This is a genomic window from Herbaspirillum sp. DW155 (assembly GCF_037076565.1).
Lineage (GTDB): Bacteria > Pseudomonadota > Gammaproteobacteria > Burkholderiales > Burkholderiaceae_D > Herbaspirillum.
In genome coordinates this window covers 4,269,438-4,285,443 of record NZ_AP029028.1, presented here as the reverse complement: position 1 = coordinate 4,285,443, position 16,006 = coordinate 4,269,438, and the positions used below count along the sequence as shown (strand labels likewise).

Genomic DNA, 16,006 nt, shown 5'->3' with positions numbered 1-16,006 from the left:
ATCGGCCTTTTGGCGGGGGTGGGGCTTGGCTATACTCGCCTCCGAGACAAATCATCGGGATCATGATGAACACCATAGAAAACAATCCTGTCCCCATCAATCCGCTGGGCATCGACGGCATCGAGTTCATCGAATACGCCACCACCGAACCGCTGGCGCTGGGTGCCGTGCTGGAGCGCATGGGTTTCGAGCAGGTCGGCCGCCATCGTTCGCGTGAGGTGGTGCTCTACACGCAGGGCGAGATGAACGTGATCGTCAATGCCGACGTCTCGGCCTGGTCGGGTTTCGACCATGAAGTGCAGGCCACCAACCTGAGCGCCATCGCACTGCGCGTGCGCGATGCCAACGAGGCCTATCGCCGCGTGACCGAACTGGGCGCCTGGCCGATTCCCACGCGCGCCGGCGCGATGGAACTGAACATCCCCGGCGTGCATGGCTGCGGCGACTCCATCATCTACTTCGTCGACCGCTACAAGGATTTCTCGATCTACGACGTCGACTTCAAACCGTCCAGCCAGGAGCGCCGCCAGACCACGGCGCTGTCGGGCCTGCATTTCTTCGGTCTGGTGCAGGCCGTGGGGCCGGAGCGCACACGCGAATGGATCGACTTCTATTCCAGCCTGATGGGGTTCTCGGTGCTGCCGGAAGGGGAGTTCTTCGGCATCCTGCCCAAGGGCTCACTGCTGGTCAGCCCCTGCCGCCAGTTCTACATCCAGCTGGTGGAGCCGCCCGAGGGCACCGAAGACATCCATTGGGAAGAAGAATGGCTGCGCCTCGGCCTGGGCACGCCCGACGTGTTGCAGGCAGTGCGGCAATTGCAGGAGCGCGGCGTGATCTTCGTCGACCGCGCGCCTACCCAGATCAGCGAGCGCGGTGCGCTCACCCAGCTCTACAAGGGCGGCGTCAGTTTCGAACTGGTGCGCAGCCAGAAAGCAAAGAATTGAAATCATGAAGGAAATCACAGGCACTACCCGCATCTTCCCCGTCATCGGCTGGCCGGTGGAACAGGTGAAGGCACCGACCCTCTTCAATGCCTACTTCAAACGGCACGGTCTGGATGCGCGCGTCATCCCTTTCAAGATCGAACCGGAGCGTTATTGCGAGGCCGTGCGCATGTTCATGAAGACCGAGAACGTGGGCGGCATCTTCGTCTCCATCCCGCACAAGCCCATGACCCTCGATGCGGTCGAGCAGGCCACCCTGCGCGCCCGCGTGGCCGGCGCCTGCAATGCGGTCTACCGCGATGCCGAAGGTGTCATCTGGGGCGACCTGATCGATGGCGAGGGCTTCATCCGCGCGCTGGCGCGCACCGCCGCCGACCGTCCGCTGGTATGGAACAAGACCCGTGCGCTGGTGGTGGGCACCGGTGGCGTGGGCTGTGCCATCGTCGCCTCGCTGGCGGCACAGGGCGTGGCCGAGATCAGCGTCTTCGATACCAACCGCGCCGGGGCCGAAGCCTTGCTGGCGCGCGTGCAAGCGGCCTTCCCGGCCACCCGCGTGCGCTTTGCACAGCCCGATGCGAGCGGCTTCGACCTGCTGGTGAACTGCACGCCGCTGGGCATGCACGTGGGCGATCCCATGCCCTTCGCACTGGACGGCGTGAGCGCATCGGCCATCGTCGCCGACTGCGGCATGAAGATCGAGATGAGCCAGCTGCTGGTGCAGGCACAGGCCAGGGGCTGCCGCATCCAGAAGGGCAAGGAGATGCTGATCGAGCAGGCGCCGCTGTATCTCGAATTGTTCGGCTGGCCGGGCGTGGCCGCCGATGACTTCCGCACACTGGGGGCATTGTGAACCTCGACAATTTCGGCATGGATACCATCACCCTGCCGGGTGGGCTGGAATCCAAGTTGCAGGTTTCCAAGGCGGCCGGCTTCTCGCAGCTCATGTTGTGGTCCAGAGACCTGGTGGGCTATCCCGGCGGGCTGGATGCGGCCGTGAAGCTGGTGCGCGACAGCGGCGTGCGCGTCACCGGCATCCAGGTCATGCGCGACTACGAAGGTCTGCAAGGCAGCCTGCACGACTACAAGGTCGACGTGGCGCGCAACCTGCTGCAAATCTGCAAGGCGGTCGGTGCGCCGCTGCTGATGGTGTGTTCGTCCACCTCGCAACATGCCAGCGGCGACACCCGCCACATCGCACGCGACCTGGCCAAGCTGGCCAACCTGGCGGTGCCGCTGGGCATCCGCGTGGGCTTCGAAGCCTTGTCCTGGGGGCGTCACATCAACCAGTACATGCAGGCCTGGGAAGTGGTGGAGATGGCCGATCACGCCAACCTCGGCGTGGTGATCGATTCCTTCCACATCCTCGCCAACCGTGGCGCGCTGGAAGACCTCGATGCCATTCCCGGCAAGCGTATCGTGATGGTGCAGCTGTCGGACTTCATGTGGCGCGAGATCCGCACCCCCGAAGAGCGGCTGGAGACGGCGCGTCATCTGCGCGTGTTCCCCGGCGAGGGCGAGCATTCGCCGGAGCTGTCGGACATGGTGCGGCGCCTGCATCGCGGCGGCTATCGCGGGGACTACAGTTTTGAAGTGTTCAATGACGATTACCTGCAGATGTCGCCGGCCGTCGTGGCCGAGCGCGCGCGCCGGTCCGCCAAGTGGGTGAGCGACCAGGTGTTGCGACGCGGCCTGCGGGTGCGCGAAGCGGTGGGCGCGTGAACGCGCTGAGCGATCTTTAACCTGCAGTCAACAATCGGCAATCAGCAGCATCAGCATCAGCATCATCATCATCAGCAGCAGCACCGACGGCTCGCCACAACAAGACCATAGCGAGCGGGTTTGACGATGCGGTACCGCATTTCAAAACGCGGACCGCATGACGACAACAGAGGAGACCCCATGACACCGCAGCGCCCTTCATCCTGATCCGTCCGCCCCCTCCCTGAACACGCAGGGGAACGGTGGGCCCACGTCTTCCTCCCGATCCGAACATGCCGCATCGCGCCGGCAGGGGACGCATTGCGTGTGGCGGGAGTCACGCCCAACCCGATACCGACAACATCACAACCACAACAGAGATCCGAGACATGACAACACGATCCACCCGCCCGTCAGGCACACTGCGCAAGCCCGTCGCCCTGGGCCTGCTGCTGGCCTCCTGCGGTACGGCGCTGGCCCAGAGCACCGGCAACGTCACCTTGTATGGCACCGTCGATCAATACCTGGGCTACATGCGCAGCAGCAGCGGCAAGAGCCTGTGGGCGCTCAACGATGGCGCCATCCTGCGCAGCCGCATCGGCATCAAGGGTGTGGAAGACCTGGGCGGCGGCTATGCGGCCACCTTCACGCTGGAAAACGGTTTTGCCGGCGACACCGGCGGTCTGGCCGACAGCACGCGCCTGTTCGACCGCCAGTCCTGGGTCGGCATCAGGACGCCGGCCGCCGGTGAATTCCGCGTGGGCCGCCAGAACAGCGTGCCCTTCTTCATCGGCGGCGCCATCGATTACACCGAGCGCACCACCTACGGCTCCATCATCAATACCTTCGGCGTACCGTCGCGCTTCGACAATGACCTGTCATGGAAGTCGCCGCGCTGGGCCGGTTTCCAGGTCGATATCCACTATGCGATGCCCGAGACGGCCGGTGAAGGACTGGGGCGCCGTGGTGTCTATCAGTTCGGCTTGGATTACACTAACGGCCCGTATCGTGCCGGTTATGCCGGATTGATGGCAAAACCCAATGCCGGCGGCCTGTACGACAATACGGTGCAATACCATAACCTGTATGCCGACTACGACTATGGTCCGGGCAAGATCTACCTGGCCTACGTAAGGAGCAACAACAGCACCGCCAACGCCAATGGCAACAATGCCGCCACCATCCTCAACAATGTCAGCAATCCCAATAATTTCTTTGCCGGTAACGATCCCAATATCCAGCGCTTCTACAACGTCTACCAGGTCTCGGCGGATTATCGCCTGACCCCGCAGCTGCGCATCGGCGCACTGTATGGCGTGATGGTCGACACCTCCCACAAGGATGGTGGTGCACAGGGCGGCAACGTGGGCGCCTACTACGACCTCTCCAAGCGGACCACGCTCTATGGATTCGCCAACATCATGAAGAACCAGGCCAATGCCGGCTGGCGCTTCAGCGGTTCGGCCGGACCGGGCAGCAACCTGGCCGGGAGCGACGTCAATGGCAAGAGTCTGATCGGCTTGCAGATGGGCATCCTGCATCGCTTCTGAGGCGCGCCATTCCTTTACACCGGCAAGCCGGTCCGCATCCTCCCGACACAGCGGACGGCCTGCCCAGCAACACCACGGAGACACCATGCAATCCTCTCATTCCCGCGAACATTCGCAGCAGAGCAAGAAGGCCGCCGCCAGCGGCTGGATCGGCTCGGCGCTCGAATACTATGATTTCTTCATCTATGCCACTGCAGCTTCGCTGATCTTCCCGCAGCTGTTCTTCCCCAAGGGCGATCCGACCACCGCCATCATCGCCTCGCTGGCCACCTATGGCGTGGGCTATGTGGCCCGTCCCATCGGTGCGTTCCTGCTGGGCCACCTGGGCGATACCCACGGCCGCAAGAAGGTGCTGCTGTGGTGCATGTTCCTGATGGGTTTTTCCACCATCGGGGTCGGGCTGTTGCCGACCTATGATCAGGTAGGCCTGTGGGCACCGGCACTGCTGGTGATCCTGCGCCTGGCGCAGGGCTTTGCGGTGGCCGGTGAAATCTCCGGCGCCAGTTCCATGATCCTGGAACATTCGCCCTTCGGCCGGCGCGGCTACTACTCCAGCTTCAGCCTGCAAGGCGTGCAGGCCGGGCAGATCCTGGCCGCTGCGGTGTTCCTGCCGCTGGCGCACTACATGCCGGCCGAGCAGTTCAACGTGTGGGGCTGGCGCATTCCCTTCCTGCTGAGTTTCCTGGTGATCATCGCCGGCTGGATCATCCGCCGCACCGTCGATGAAACCCCGCTCTTCAAGGCCGCCGACAAGGCCGAGCTGCAACGCCGCTCGCCGGTGGTGGAGGCCTTCCGCGACAGCTCGCCCGACATGCTGCGCGTGGTCTGCATGGCGCTCATGAACGTGATCCCGGTGGTGGCCACCATCTTCGGCGCGGCCTACGCGGTGCAGCCGGCCTATGGCATCGGCTTTGCCAAGGATGTCTATCTGTGGATTCCGGTGGTGGGCAATCTGGTGGCGGTGCTGGTGATTCCCTACGTGGGCAAGCTGTCGGACCGCACCGGCCGCCGTCTGCCCATCATGGTCGGCTCGCTGCTGGCTGGTCTGTTCTCCTTCGCTTACCTGTATGCGATCAGCATTCGCAATGTCGAGCTGGCCTTCGTGATGTCGGTGCTGATGTGGGGCGTGGTCTACCAGGGTTACAACGCGGTCTTCCCCAGCTTCTTCCCCGAACTGTTCCCGGCACGTTCGCGGGTCTCGGCCATGGCCATCGGACAGAACCTGGGCACGGCCATCACCGCCATGCTGCCGGCGCTGTTTACGGCCGTCGCCCCGCCCGGCTCGAACAATATCTGGCTGACCGTGGGCGGCATCGCCTTCGGCATCACCGTGGTGGCGGCGCTGGCGGCGTTCTCCGCACGCGAGACCTATCGCATCCCGCTGGAAAAACTGGGCGAGCGTGATGCCCAGCCGATGCCGCTCAACGAGTATGAGCGCCTGCGTGCACAGGCCGATCTGGAAGGGCGGTACGCCAAGTCCTGAGAGGCCTTGCCTGAAAAAAGACGCTGTTCCTTGTGAGGGAACAGCGTCTTTTTTATTTTCAGTCGTGCTCGGGATCGCTGCGCGGGGGAGGGGGCAACGGTGTTTTCTGTTGCGGCTGCGCATGTCCTCTGCCCGTTGCCGGCGGCCTTGTATGGACAGGCTGACCCGCGACGAGGCCAGCGGCTGTCCGCTGGCGGCCAGCTCTGGCGCGGGGATGCGGGCGCTCGCACTGATCTTGTATGGATCGTCCGGGGGTGTTGTTTCACGAGAAATTTTTCATGGCGTTCAGCAACGCAAGGCAGATGCCGTCGTATCGGGCCGCGCCCGCCCAGGCTTTGCGGATGTCAGGATTTTTTCTTTTTCTGATCCATGCAACTTTCGGTCTGTCCGGCAACCTTAATCAGGTGATACGCAAACGTATAATGACGAAAACTCATTAGAACCCATTTCATAAATAGGCGTGAGATGCGTTCTGTCCAGAAAGGGCGCTGGCAAGGCGCGCGACGCGTCGTGTGGCGGTGCCACACGCAAGGAGTGCAACGCGGCCAGCGCCCTTTCTGGACAGAACCCGGAGGGAGCGGCCCGTTTGGGCGAATTGCTGCGTTACGAATTTGGGTCAAGACGCCCAGTCTTGACCCAAATTCGCGCCTTGCACTTCATCCCAAACGGGACTCGCTCGCACTCACGCCTATTTATGAAATGGGTTCTAAACCTTTGCGAAATAAAAACGCGAGTCTTCCTTCCCCATGAATCATCACCCGCCGTTCCCTCCTGCTGCTGCTGCCGTCACGACCTCGCGGCCCAGCCGCATCTCGCTGCTCAGTACCGGCATTGCCGGTTTCGACGAGATCCTCGGTGGTGGCCTGCCGGCCGGCAGCCTCTATCTGATCCAGGGGCTGGCCGGCAGCGGCAAGACCACGCTGGCCTCGCAGGTGGGGTTTGCCCAGGCGCGCAGTGGCAACAAGGTGATGTTGTTGACGCTCATTGCCGAATCCCACGCCAAGATGCTCAATCACGTGAGCAATTTTGACTTCTTCGACGAGAGCCTGGTGGGCGGCCAGATGCAGATGCTCAGCGGCTATGGCGCGCTGGCCAGCGAGGGCCTGCGCGGCCTGCTGCGCCTGATCAGCGCCGAACTGAACCGCCATCGCCCGGCCATGCTCATCATCGACGGTTTCCGTTCGGTGCGCGATTCGGGGCCCTCGGACCTGAACCTGTCGGAATTCATGCATTCCCTGAACTCGCTGGTGTTCACCATGCATTGCACCACCCTGCTGCTCTCGCCGGTGGAAGGCAACATGCCCGAGTCGGAAAACACCCTGGTCGATGGCGTCATCGAACTGAGCCAGTACGAATCCGGCATGCAGCTGGTGCGCGAGATCAAGGTCTTCAAGCTGCGCGGCGCCAACCACCTGCTGGGCAAGCACGTCTTCGAGATCAACCAGAGCGGCGTGGAGATATTCCCGCGCTTCGAAGCCACCGCCACCCGCGCCGGCAAGGTGCCGGGCACCTCGGACCGTTATGTCAGCGTGGGCATCCCTTCCTGGGACAAGTGCATCGGCGGTGGCGTGGTCAGCGGTTCGCTGACCTGTCTCTTGGGCAGTCCCGGCGTGGGCAAGACGCTCATGGGACTGCACTTCATCGAACAGGGACTGAAGGACGGCCAGCAATGCCTGATCCTGGGCTTCTACGAATCGCCCGAACGCCTGCTGGCCAAGGCGCGCAAGGCCGGCATGCAGCTCGATGAACATATCGACAGCGGTGCCCTGCAGATGATGTGGCAGCTGCCGCTGGAAATGCTGTGCGACGACCTGGCCAAGCGCATGCTGGACAACATCGCCCGGCGCGGCGTGACGCGCCTGTTGATCGATGGCGTGGACGGCCTGCGCAGCATCGTGGTGCAGCAGCAGCGCATGCGGCCCTTCCTGGTGGCGCTGACCAATGAGCTGCGCGCGCGCGGCGTGACCACCTTCATCACCGAGCAATTGCCGTATTTCCGCGAATCGCGGCCCCAGGTCGATCCCAGTTCCTCGCAGCTGTATGAAAACATGATGCTGCTGGAATACGTGGTCAAGGATGACGTCAACCGCCGTCAGATTTCGGTGATGAAGCTGCGCGAAAACGGCTACGACGGTGCCAGCCGTCTGATGAACATTTCCGACGCCGGCATCGAGATCGATGGCCTGGTCACCCCTCTTCCCGCGCCGCTTGCGGATGGACGCTGACCATGCCCGGTGTGTCAGCTCCACAGCAGGGCGCGCAGCCTCTGCTCCTGATCGTCGACGATGAGATCGACATCACCGATACCTATGCCATGCTGCTGGAGCTGCATGGCTATCGCGTGGTGACGGCCATCCACGGTGCCGATGCGCTGACCAAGGCGCAGCAGGAGTGGCCCGATCTGGTCATCTCGGACTGCATGATGCCGGTGATGAACGGTCTGGAGCTGTGTGCGGCGCTGCGTGCGCTGCCCGGTGGCGCAACGCTGCCCGTCATCCTTTGCAGTGGCGCCCCGGAGCGCCACAATCTGTCGCAATCCAGTCACAACCTGTTTTTGCGCAAGCCGGTGTTCTTCGACCATCTGGTCACAGAAATTCAGCGCCTCCTGAGCGCGCATGCCTGACCATTCCTGACCTCTGAATCCGCGTCCGCCCAAGCTCTGCGCTGGTGCCGGACGCGGCCTCGTGCCGTCCTTCCCCTCCTTTGCGCGACGCCTCCCTGACGGCCTGTCAGCCGCCTGCACCATGCGTTAGCGTAATGTTGTCCAAGTTTCAGGAATTTCCTGATATCGCGTTTTATCCCCAACCATCACCATCACTCACAACAAGTCACCGTGACCTCAGGTAGGGGATAGAGTGCGGGGCAAGGGTTTGGCGAGGGCAGGAGGAGACATGATGGCAACTGACAACGAGGCCGCGACCGTACTGGTCGTGGAAGATCATCCCGAGTCGCGCGAGATGCTGTGCGGCATCTTGCGGCAGGGTGGGCTGCAGGCCGTGGGGGCGGCCGATGGCGTGGATGCCATCGCGCAGTTGCAGGTGCAGGCACCGGCCCTGGTGCTGACCGATTTGCGCATGCCGCGCATGGATGGCATGGAGCTGGCGCGTTACATCAAGTCGCATGAACGGTTTGCGCAAATTCCCGTGGTGCTGATCAGCGCGCACTTGCCCGCTGCCAGTGCGCGCATTCCTTCGATTGCCGCTTTTCTGCTCAAACCATGTTCGGTCGACCACCTGCTGGGGACCGTCACCGGCCTGCTGCGTCAACACGCGCAAAGCCAGGCCCGGTGGAGTTTTCAGGTGTAAGGGGTCTGCGAGTTTTTATGATTTTATCCGCAGATATTTTCTGTATAACGTTATGACTCTGAAAAGCATTTGCGCGCCCGGGGGTGGTGTGCAGTCCCGTTGCAACAGACAGGCGGGGATGCGCCGGCAGTCATAAAAAAAAGGTTCGTCCGGAACACTAGAGTGATGAAAGTACTTATCGTAGAAAGCGATCTCGACTGGCGTAACACGTTGAGCGCACATGTGGGGGAATTAGGTTACGAGATCTCGGTCTGCTCTGCACTGAGCCAGGCCAGGGACATCCTCAAGAGCCGTCAGCCCGACATCCTGTTATCCGACACCGGTTTGCCCGACGGCAGCCTGTTGCCCGAACTGGCTTCGCTGCGGCAGAATTTCCCGTCCATGGGCATCATCGTCCTGACTGCCGCCACGCGCAGCGAGGAGCGGGTGCGCTGTATGAGCGAGGGCGCCGATTACTACCTGTGCAAGCCGCTCAGGCTGGAAGAAGTCTCGGCCACCCTGACGGCCCTGGCGCGCCGCATGAAGACCGCGCCGCACCAGAGTTCGCCGCAGGCCGAGAAGTGGGCCTTCCATCGCCGCTCGGGGCGCCTGTCCAGCAATGGCAACGTGGTGCTGCAATTCACCGACAAGGAAAGCACCGCCCTGGCCGCGCTGCTGCAAAGCCCCAACTATCCGGTCTCGCATGGTCAGTTGTTCGACCTGCTGCGCTCCGGGGGCGAGGAGTACGATGCCCATCGCATCGACGCGCTGATCTACCGCGTGCGCCAGAAACTGCGTTCGCTGGGCGAGCCGCCCATGCAGATCCGCAACATCTATGGCGAAGGCTTCCTGATGCTGCGCCGTTCCTCGGCGGTCGACATCGTTCTGGAATCCTGAGCGCAACCGATGCGCGGGCTCGCCACGGCGGGTCCGCGCAGGCGCGGTGAAATCCGGCCGGTTCGTTCACTTCTGCGAGAAGCTCGCTTTGCAGGGAAGCTGCAGAGCGGGCTTTTTCATTTTCACGGTGTGAGAAACTTCATGCGGCCCGAAACCGGCATGGATGCTGCCCGCTCGTCCGATGGCGGCAAGAAATGCTGCATTGCGAAAGTTTGGCCGCTTTTGCGGTATCATTAGGCAAGTTTCGACGCTAAATCGTATTTCTTCGCTTTACGTTTTCCGCTGAATCTGTCCTTCGCAGACATGCCGTCTGCGGCCACCCGACCGAACAAGTTGAAGCAGGCCTTCCGGCCCGCTGCTGCATTGCCGTGAGCTTCGTTGTTCATGGCCGATGCGCACGGCACACCGGATGGCGGCTTTGCCGTTAGTGAACCAACATGACCACTTCCGCTGAATTGACCGGGGCTCTCAGTGAGTCCCAGCACCGACCGCTTACTTCCTCCGACTACCGCACCCTGAGCCTGTCCGCCCTGGGTGGCACGCTGGAGTTCTACGATTTCGTCATCTACGTGTTCTTCGCGGCGGTGGTCGGCAAGCTGTTCTTCCCGGCCGACATGCCCGAATGGCTGCGCATGCTGCAGACCTTCGGCATCTTCGCCGCCGGTTACCTGGCGCGCCCGGTGGGCGGCATCATCATCGCCCACTATGGCGACGTGATCGGTCGCAAGCGCATGTTTACGCTCTCCATCTTCCTGATGGCGGTGCCGACGCTGGTCATCGGCCTCTTGCCGACCTACGCCAGCATCGGCGTGGCCGCGCCCATCCTGCTGTTGTTGATGCGCACCCTGCAGGGCGCGGCCATCGGCGGAGAAATGCCGGGCGCCTGGGTGTTCGTGGCCGAACACGTGCCGGCCAACCGCTACAGCTTCGGCGTCGGTTCGCTGACCGCCGGCATTACCGGCGGCATCCTGCTGGGTTCGCTCATGGGCATCTTCATCAACAGCGTCTACGCCCCGGCTGAAGTGGCGGCGTATGCCTGGCGCATTCCCTTCATCCTGGGTGGCGTGTTCGGGCTGGTGTCGGTTTATCTGCGCCGCTATCTGGAAGAGACGCCGGTGTTCCGCGAACTGGCCGCGCGCCGCAAGGAGTCCAGCGAGCTGCCCTTGAAGACCGTGCTGCGTGAACACCGTGCGGCCAGCGTGCTGACGGCCGGCATGACCTGGTGCCTGTCGGGCGCGGTGGTGGTGGTGATCCTGATGACGCCTTCCTACCTGCAGACCGTGCATCATCTGCCGGCCAAGCTGGTGATGCAGGCCAACTGCGCCGGCACGCTGATGCTGACCATCGGCTGCCTGGCCATCGGCTGGCTGTGCGACCGCATCGGCACCCGCGCCAGCATGATCATCGGCTGGGGTGGCCTGGGTCTGTCGACCTGGTGGTTCTATGGTCAGTTGCCGGGCTCGCCCGAGTCGCTCATCTGGGGCTATGCGCTGGTGGGCCTGTTCGTGGGCAGCATCTCGCTCACGCCCATCGTCTCCACCCGCGCCTTCCCGCCGGCGGTGCGCTTTACCGGCTTGTCCTTCGCCTACAACATGGCGTATGCGGTGTTCGGCGGCCTGACGCCGGTGCTGATCTCGCTGTGGATCAAGGCGGACCCGCAAGGTCCGGCGCTGTACGTGATCGGCCTGTCCATCCTGGGCGTGCTGCTGGCGTTCGTGCCGATGAGCAGCAAGGGTTACAAGGCCTGATCGTAAAGGCAGCTGCAAGTTGAACAGGCCCGGTACCGCGAGGTACCGGGCCTTGTCGTTTGATGGCGCCGGTCGCTAGTTGACCAGCTCGCGCTTCAATTCAGAAATCAGCGCAGGGTTCAGCGACCCGCCGCACAGGAACGCGGGCCATTGGCCCCTCACCAGATTCATCTCGCGCTCGTCGCGGCACAGCAAAATCACCGGCACGTCGGACAACTGCTTCTGCGCCTTCAGGTAATGCGCCAGACGCAGGCCGCTCATGCCGTCCATGGCCAGTTGCGCCAGTACCACGTCGGGCTTGTCCAGCACGATGTGTTCGATGGCGTCACTGCCACTGCTGGCGATCTGGATGTCGATGTCGTTGATGGCCAGCCATTCGGTGAGCGCACGGCTGACTTCAGGCTGGGGGGTGGCGATCAGGGCGGTCTTGTGCATGACGGGACTCTCGTGAAGTCTGGGGTAGGCTCATCATGTACTGGCGGCAACATGTCCGCCATCGGGGTTTTCCTGATCCCTTCCCGGGGCCCGCCGCTCAGGCCATGCTGCTCATGGCTTCGCAACTCTCGGCGCAGCGCTGGCAGGCGGCCGCGCATTCCTGCATGCCTTCATTGTCGTTGCAGCGGTCCTGACACTGGCGGCAGACCTCGGCACAGACCGCGCAGATCTGGCGGCAATACTGCGACCCCGCCAGTTGCCAGTTGGCCGACAGCTGGCACAGTTCGGCGCATTCCAGCAGCAGGCGCACATCGTCGGCAGCCAGGTCTTGCGCGGCGGCCGGGCTGATGCCGAAGGCCGCCTTGCGGCAGGCTTCATGGCACTGCTGACAGGCCTGCATACAGGTCAGCATCGACGCTGATGAACTCATCGGCCGGGTGGATTGGTCCGGCTGGCCGGACTGGCCGACATTGCCGGTATCGAAAACGGTCTGGGTGCTCATGATGGACTCCTTGTATGGATGAATGCCAGCGATGTTTGCAGACATGCTCAGGTGTTGACGATTTCCCCGCCGTTGGGATGCAGCACTTGCCCCGTCATGTAGGAGGCGCCTTCGGTGGCGAGGAAGACATAGGCCGGGGCCACTTCATCGGGCTGTCCCGGTCGGCCCAGCGGCACGTTCTTGCCGAAGCTGGCGACTTCTTCCTCGCTGAAGCTGGCGGGAATCAGCGGGGTCCAGATCGGACCCGGCGCCACCGCATTGACGTGGATGCCGGCCGGGGCCAGCTGCTGCGACAGCGAGCGCGTCAACGCCACGATGGCGCCTTTGGTGGCGGCATAGTCGACCAGGTGCTTGCTGCCGCGATAGGCCGTCACCGAGGTGGTGTTGATGATGCGTGCGCCGCGCGTGAGGAAGGGCATGGCTTCCTTGACCATGTAGAACATCGAGAAGATGTTGGTGCGGAAGGTGTGCTCCAGCTGTTGCTGCGAAATCTGTTCGATGCTCTTGGCCGGATACTGCTGGGCCGGTTGTTGACCAGCACGTCCAGGCGGCCGTAGGCATCCATCACCGCACGCACGGCACTGCGGCAGAACTCGGGCGAGCCGACGTCTCCCGGCAGCAGCAGGCAGGGTGCGTCCAGCGCCTGCACGTCCTTCTGGGTCTGGCGCGCATCCTCTTCTTCATCCAGATAGACGATGGCCACACGCGCGCCTTCGCGGGCGTAGGCCAGCGCGACGGCGCGGCCGATCCCGCTGTCGCCGCCGGTGATGAGTGCCACCTTGCCGGCCAGCCGTTGTCCGGGCGTACCGGCCGGTGCGCTGTGCGGACGCGGCTGCATCTCCTGCTCGCTGCCGGGCTGTCGGGATTGGTGCTGGGCCGGAAGGCCCTCGGTCTGGTTGTCGCTCATGCTGTCCTCCGTGGGCAATGGGGTGATCCCACATGGTAGGAAGCGGTGAGGAGTTGGTCTGTAGTCCCGCACCGTGATCTGGGCGCGGTCCCTCACTGACGGTGATGACGGAGAGGCTGAAGATGAGCCGGCGCATATTCTTATGCACAGAGCTTCGTTGACCCTGGTGTGGTGCGCCGACACACTGGCGGGCTCATCTTGAGTTGCGCAAATGATTTATAGTCGAAGCCTGAACCGGCGCAGACCGGTCACTTCAGGGCCACTTCAGGGCCACTTCAGGGCCACTTCAGGGTCACTTCAGATCGAAGAGGGAGACATGTCCACACTGCATCCATCCGGCAAGCAGCTCTGGCGCTTGCGCGAATTCGTGACCGGTTTTGCCGGCCTGCTCGATGCGCGTGCCGACGAGGCCGCCATCCTGCACGGCGGCGCTGCATTGCTGCGGCAACTGGTGGCCCAGGATGACTGGCTGCCCGAGACCTATGCCCAGCCCCATCCCGAGCGTTACCAGCAGTTCCTGCTGCATGCGGATTCGGCGCAGCGCTTCTCGGTCGTGAGCTTTGTATGGGGACCGGGGCAACGTACACCCATACATGACCATACGGTCTGGGGTCTGATCGGTGTGCTGCGCGGGGCCGAGCATGCGCAATCCTATGCCTGGCAAGACCAGACGCTGCAGCCCGTGGGCGAGCGCGCGCTGTTGCAGGCGGGGCAGGTCGAGGCGGTGTCGCCCAGCCAGCCCGGGCTGCATGACGTGCACCAGGTCAGCAATGCCCATGCCGATCGGGTCTCGGTCAGCATCCATGTCTATGGCGCCAACATCGGTGCCGTGCGGCGCTCCGTCTATCATCCCGAGAAAGGGCGGGTACCGTTCATCTCGGGATATTCCAATACCACCTTGCCCAACATCTGGGACCTGTCCATCGAAGCCGCCACATCATGAGTCAAGAACAAACCGCCGCCCATTTGCCCGTCGTGAGCTATGCCGAGGTGCGCGCCGCCTTGCTGGCCCGTGAAGAAATCGCCCTGCTGGACGTGCGCGAGGAAGCGCCGCATGCGCAATCCCATCCGCTGTTTGCGGCCAATTTTCCGTTCTCGCATCTGGAACTCAATGTCTTCGCGCGCCTGCCGCGTCGTGATGTGCGTATCGTCACGCTCGATGATGGCGAAGGCCTGGCGGTACGCGCTGCCTTGCGCCTGCGTGGGCTGGGCTATACCCGCGTCGGGGTGCTGGCCGGAGGCGTGCGCGGCTGGCGCGAGGCGGGCGGCGAGCTGTTCCAGGACGTCAACGTGCCCAGCAAGGCCTTTGGCGAGCTGGTGGAAGCGAAGCGCCATACGCCGTCGCTGGCGGCCGAAGAGGTCAAGGCCCTGCTCGACAGTGGCGAAGATGTGGTGGTGGTCGATGCGCGCCGTTTCGACGAATACCAGAACATGAACATCCCCGGCTCCATCAGCGTGCCCGGCGCCGAGCTGGTGCTGCGCCTGCCGGCCATCGCACCGGACCCGAAGACGCACGTCATCGTCAACTGCGCCGGGCGCACGCGCAGCATCATCGGCACGCAATCGCTGGTCAATGCCGGTCTTCCCAATCCGGTCCATGCACTGCGCAATGGCACCATCGGCTGGACCCTGGCGGGTCAGGCGCTGGAGCATGGCCAGGCGCGCCGCTTCCCGGAATCGGTCGAGGCCAGCCAGCGCGAGCAGGCGCGGCGTCAGGCACGCAGCGTGGCCGACCGCGCGGGCGTCAAGCGCATCGCGCTGGCGCGGCTGGAAGAACTGGCGCGCGCTGACCGCACCCTCTATCGGTTCGATGTACGGACCCCCGAGCAATACCGATCCGGACATTTGCCTGGCTTCCTCTCTGCGCCCGGTGGTCAGCTGGTGCAGGAGACCGAGATGAATGCCCCGGTGCGCGGCGCGCGCATCGTGCTGGTCGATGATGATGGCGTGCGGGCCGACATGACGGCCTCATGGCTGGCACAGATGGCGTGGGAAGTGTATGTGGTCGATGGCGCCACGGCAGCAGACTTCACGGTCACGGGCGAGGCACCGCGCGAACTGCCGGTGGCGTCCAGCGGGCCCGGACAACGCATCAGCCCGCAGCAGTTGCAGCGCTGGCTGCAGGCTGACAGCGGCACGGTGGTGCTGGATGTGGCGCTGAGTGCGCGTTATGTGGCCGGGCATATTCCGGGCGCCTGGTTCGTGCTGCGGTCGGACATCGCTGCCGCTGCGCGCCGTTTCCCGCAAGCCACCCGTTTCGTGCTGACTTGCGGCAGCGCCTTGCTGGCGCAGTTTGCCGTGCCCGACCTGCAGGCGCTGGTGAGCCAGCCGGTGTATCTGCTGGAGGGGGGCAATGCCGCCTGGGCGCAGGCCGGCCTGCCTCTGGAGCAGGGCGAGACGCACCTGCTGTCGGCACGCATCGACCGCTATCGGCGTCCCTATGAAGGTACCGACAATCCGGCCAGCGCCATGCAGGCTTATCTCGATTGGGAATTCGGATTGGTGGAGCAACTGGGGCGGGATGGGACGCATGGGTTTTTTGTGATTTGATAAGACGT

15 protein-coding genes and 1 pseudogene are annotated in these 16,006 nt (G+C 63.4%); 12 read left to right on the top strand and 4 right to left on the bottom strand.

All coding sequences use genetic code 11. The features are described 5' to 3' along the window. Positions 1-62: 62 nt before the first annotated feature. The 9 genes from AACH55_RS19415 to AACH55_RS19375 all read left to right on the top strand — a co-directional run bounded on the left by AACH55_RS19415 (position 63) and on the right by AACH55_RS19375 (position 9,856). A complete protein-coding gene (locus AACH55_RS19415; RefSeq protein ID WP_338716278.1) occupies positions 63-944 on the top strand; it encodes a 4-hydroxyphenylpyruvate dioxygenase in 882 nt (293 codons plus the stop codon). 4 nt (positions 945-948) lie between these two features. After that, positions 949-1,794 carry a ThiF family adenylyltransferase gene (locus AACH55_RS19410; protein WP_338716277.1) on the top strand — a complete coding sequence of 282 codons (846 nt, stop codon included), beginning with the start codon at positions 949-951 and terminating at the stop codon, positions 1,792-1,794. Continuing rightward, on the top strand, positions 1,791-2,663 hold the full coding sequence (locus AACH55_RS19405) for a sugar phosphate isomerase/epimerase family protein (RefSeq protein WP_338716276.1): 873 nt from the start codon (positions 1,791-1,793) through the stop codon (positions 2,661-2,663). Before AACH55_RS19410 ends, AACH55_RS19405 begins: the two co-directional genes overlap by 4 nt. A 368-nt stretch (positions 2,664-3,031) precedes the next feature. Then, the gene (locus tag AACH55_RS19400) at positions 3,032-4,192 is read left to right on the top strand and encodes a porin (protein ID WP_338716275.1); all 1,161 of its coding nucleotides are present in this window, start codon (positions 3,032-3,034) and stop codon (positions 4,190-4,192) included. 85 nt (positions 4,193-4,277) lie between these two features. Then, entirely contained in the window at positions 4,278-5,675 is a 1,398-nt protein-coding gene (locus AACH55_RS19395) for an MFS transporter (RefSeq protein WP_338716274.1), read from the top strand. A gap of 746 nt (positions 5,676-6,421) precedes the next feature. Further along, a complete protein-coding gene (locus tag AACH55_RS19390; protein ID WP_338716273.1) occupies positions 6,422-7,900 on the top strand; it encodes an ATPase domain-containing protein in 1,479 nt (492 codons plus the stop codon). 2 nt (positions 7,901-7,902) lie between these two features. After that, positions 7,903-8,298, top strand: coding sequence for a response regulator (locus AACH55_RS19385; RefSeq protein WP_338716272.1), 396 nt, complete (start codon positions 7,903-7,905; stop codon positions 8,296-8,298). A gap of 268 nt (positions 8,299-8,566) precedes the next feature. After that, complete coding sequence (locus AACH55_RS19380) at positions 8,567-8,980, top strand: response regulator (protein ID WP_338716271.1); 414 nt, start codon at positions 8,567-8,569, stop codon at positions 8,978-8,980. Positions 8,981-9,145: 165 nt separating this feature from the next. Next, positions 9,146-9,856, top strand: coding sequence for a response regulator transcription factor (locus tag AACH55_RS19375; protein WP_338716270.1), 711 nt, complete (start codon positions 9,146-9,148; stop codon positions 9,854-9,856). Between the two features lie 233 nt (positions 9,857-10,089). Here the strand turns inward: AACH55_RS19375 and AACH55_RS19370 are convergent, their stop codons facing one another. Continuing rightward, positions 10,090-10,242: a hypothetical protein gene (locus tag AACH55_RS19370; RefSeq protein WP_338716269.1), complete on the bottom strand. Its 153-nt coding sequence runs from the start codon at positions 10,240-10,242 to the stop codon at positions 10,090-10,092. Between the two features lie 51 nt (positions 10,243-10,293). Between AACH55_RS19370 and AACH55_RS19365 the strand changes: the two genes are divergently transcribed. Next, on the top strand, positions 10,294-11,604 hold the full coding sequence (locus tag AACH55_RS19365; protein WP_338716268.1) for an MFS transporter: 1,311 nt from the start codon (positions 10,294-10,296) through the stop codon (positions 11,602-11,604). A 75-nt stretch (positions 11,605-11,679) separates the two neighbouring features. Here AACH55_RS19365 and AACH55_RS19360 read toward each other — a convergent pair whose 3' ends face one another. The 3 genes and pseudogenes from AACH55_RS19360 to AACH55_RS19350 form a co-directional block, all read right to left on the bottom strand. Continuing rightward, positions 11,680-12,039, bottom strand: a complete 360-nt coding sequence (locus tag AACH55_RS19360) for a response regulator (protein ID WP_338716267.1) — start codon at positions 12,037-12,039, stop codon at positions 11,680-11,682. A gap of 97 nt (positions 12,040-12,136) precedes the next feature. Next, positions 12,137-12,541, bottom strand: a complete 405-nt coding sequence (locus AACH55_RS19355; protein ID WP_338716266.1) for a four-helix bundle copper-binding protein — start codon at positions 12,539-12,541, stop codon at positions 12,137-12,139. 47 nt (positions 12,542-12,588) lie between these two features. Beyond that, a pseudogene (locus AACH55_RS19350) lies at positions 12,589-13,448 on the bottom strand (SDR family oxidoreductase). A gap of 316 nt (positions 13,449-13,764) precedes the next feature. Here AACH55_RS19350 and AACH55_RS19345 point away from each other — a divergent pair. Both AACH55_RS19345 and AACH55_RS19340 read left to right on the top strand, forming a co-directional pair. Further along, the gene (locus tag AACH55_RS19345; RefSeq protein ID WP_338716265.1) at positions 13,765-14,391 is read left to right on the top strand and encodes a cysteine dioxygenase; all 627 of its coding nucleotides are present in this window, start codon (positions 13,765-13,767) and stop codon (positions 14,389-14,391) included. Continuing rightward, complete coding sequence (locus tag AACH55_RS19340) at positions 14,388-15,998, top strand: rhodanese homology domain-containing protein (protein WP_338716264.1); 1,611 nt, start codon at positions 14,388-14,390, stop codon at positions 15,996-15,998. The genes AACH55_RS19345 and AACH55_RS19340 overlap by 4 nt, the downstream gene beginning before the upstream one ends. The last annotated feature ends 8 nt before the right edge of the window (positions 15,999-16,006 follow it).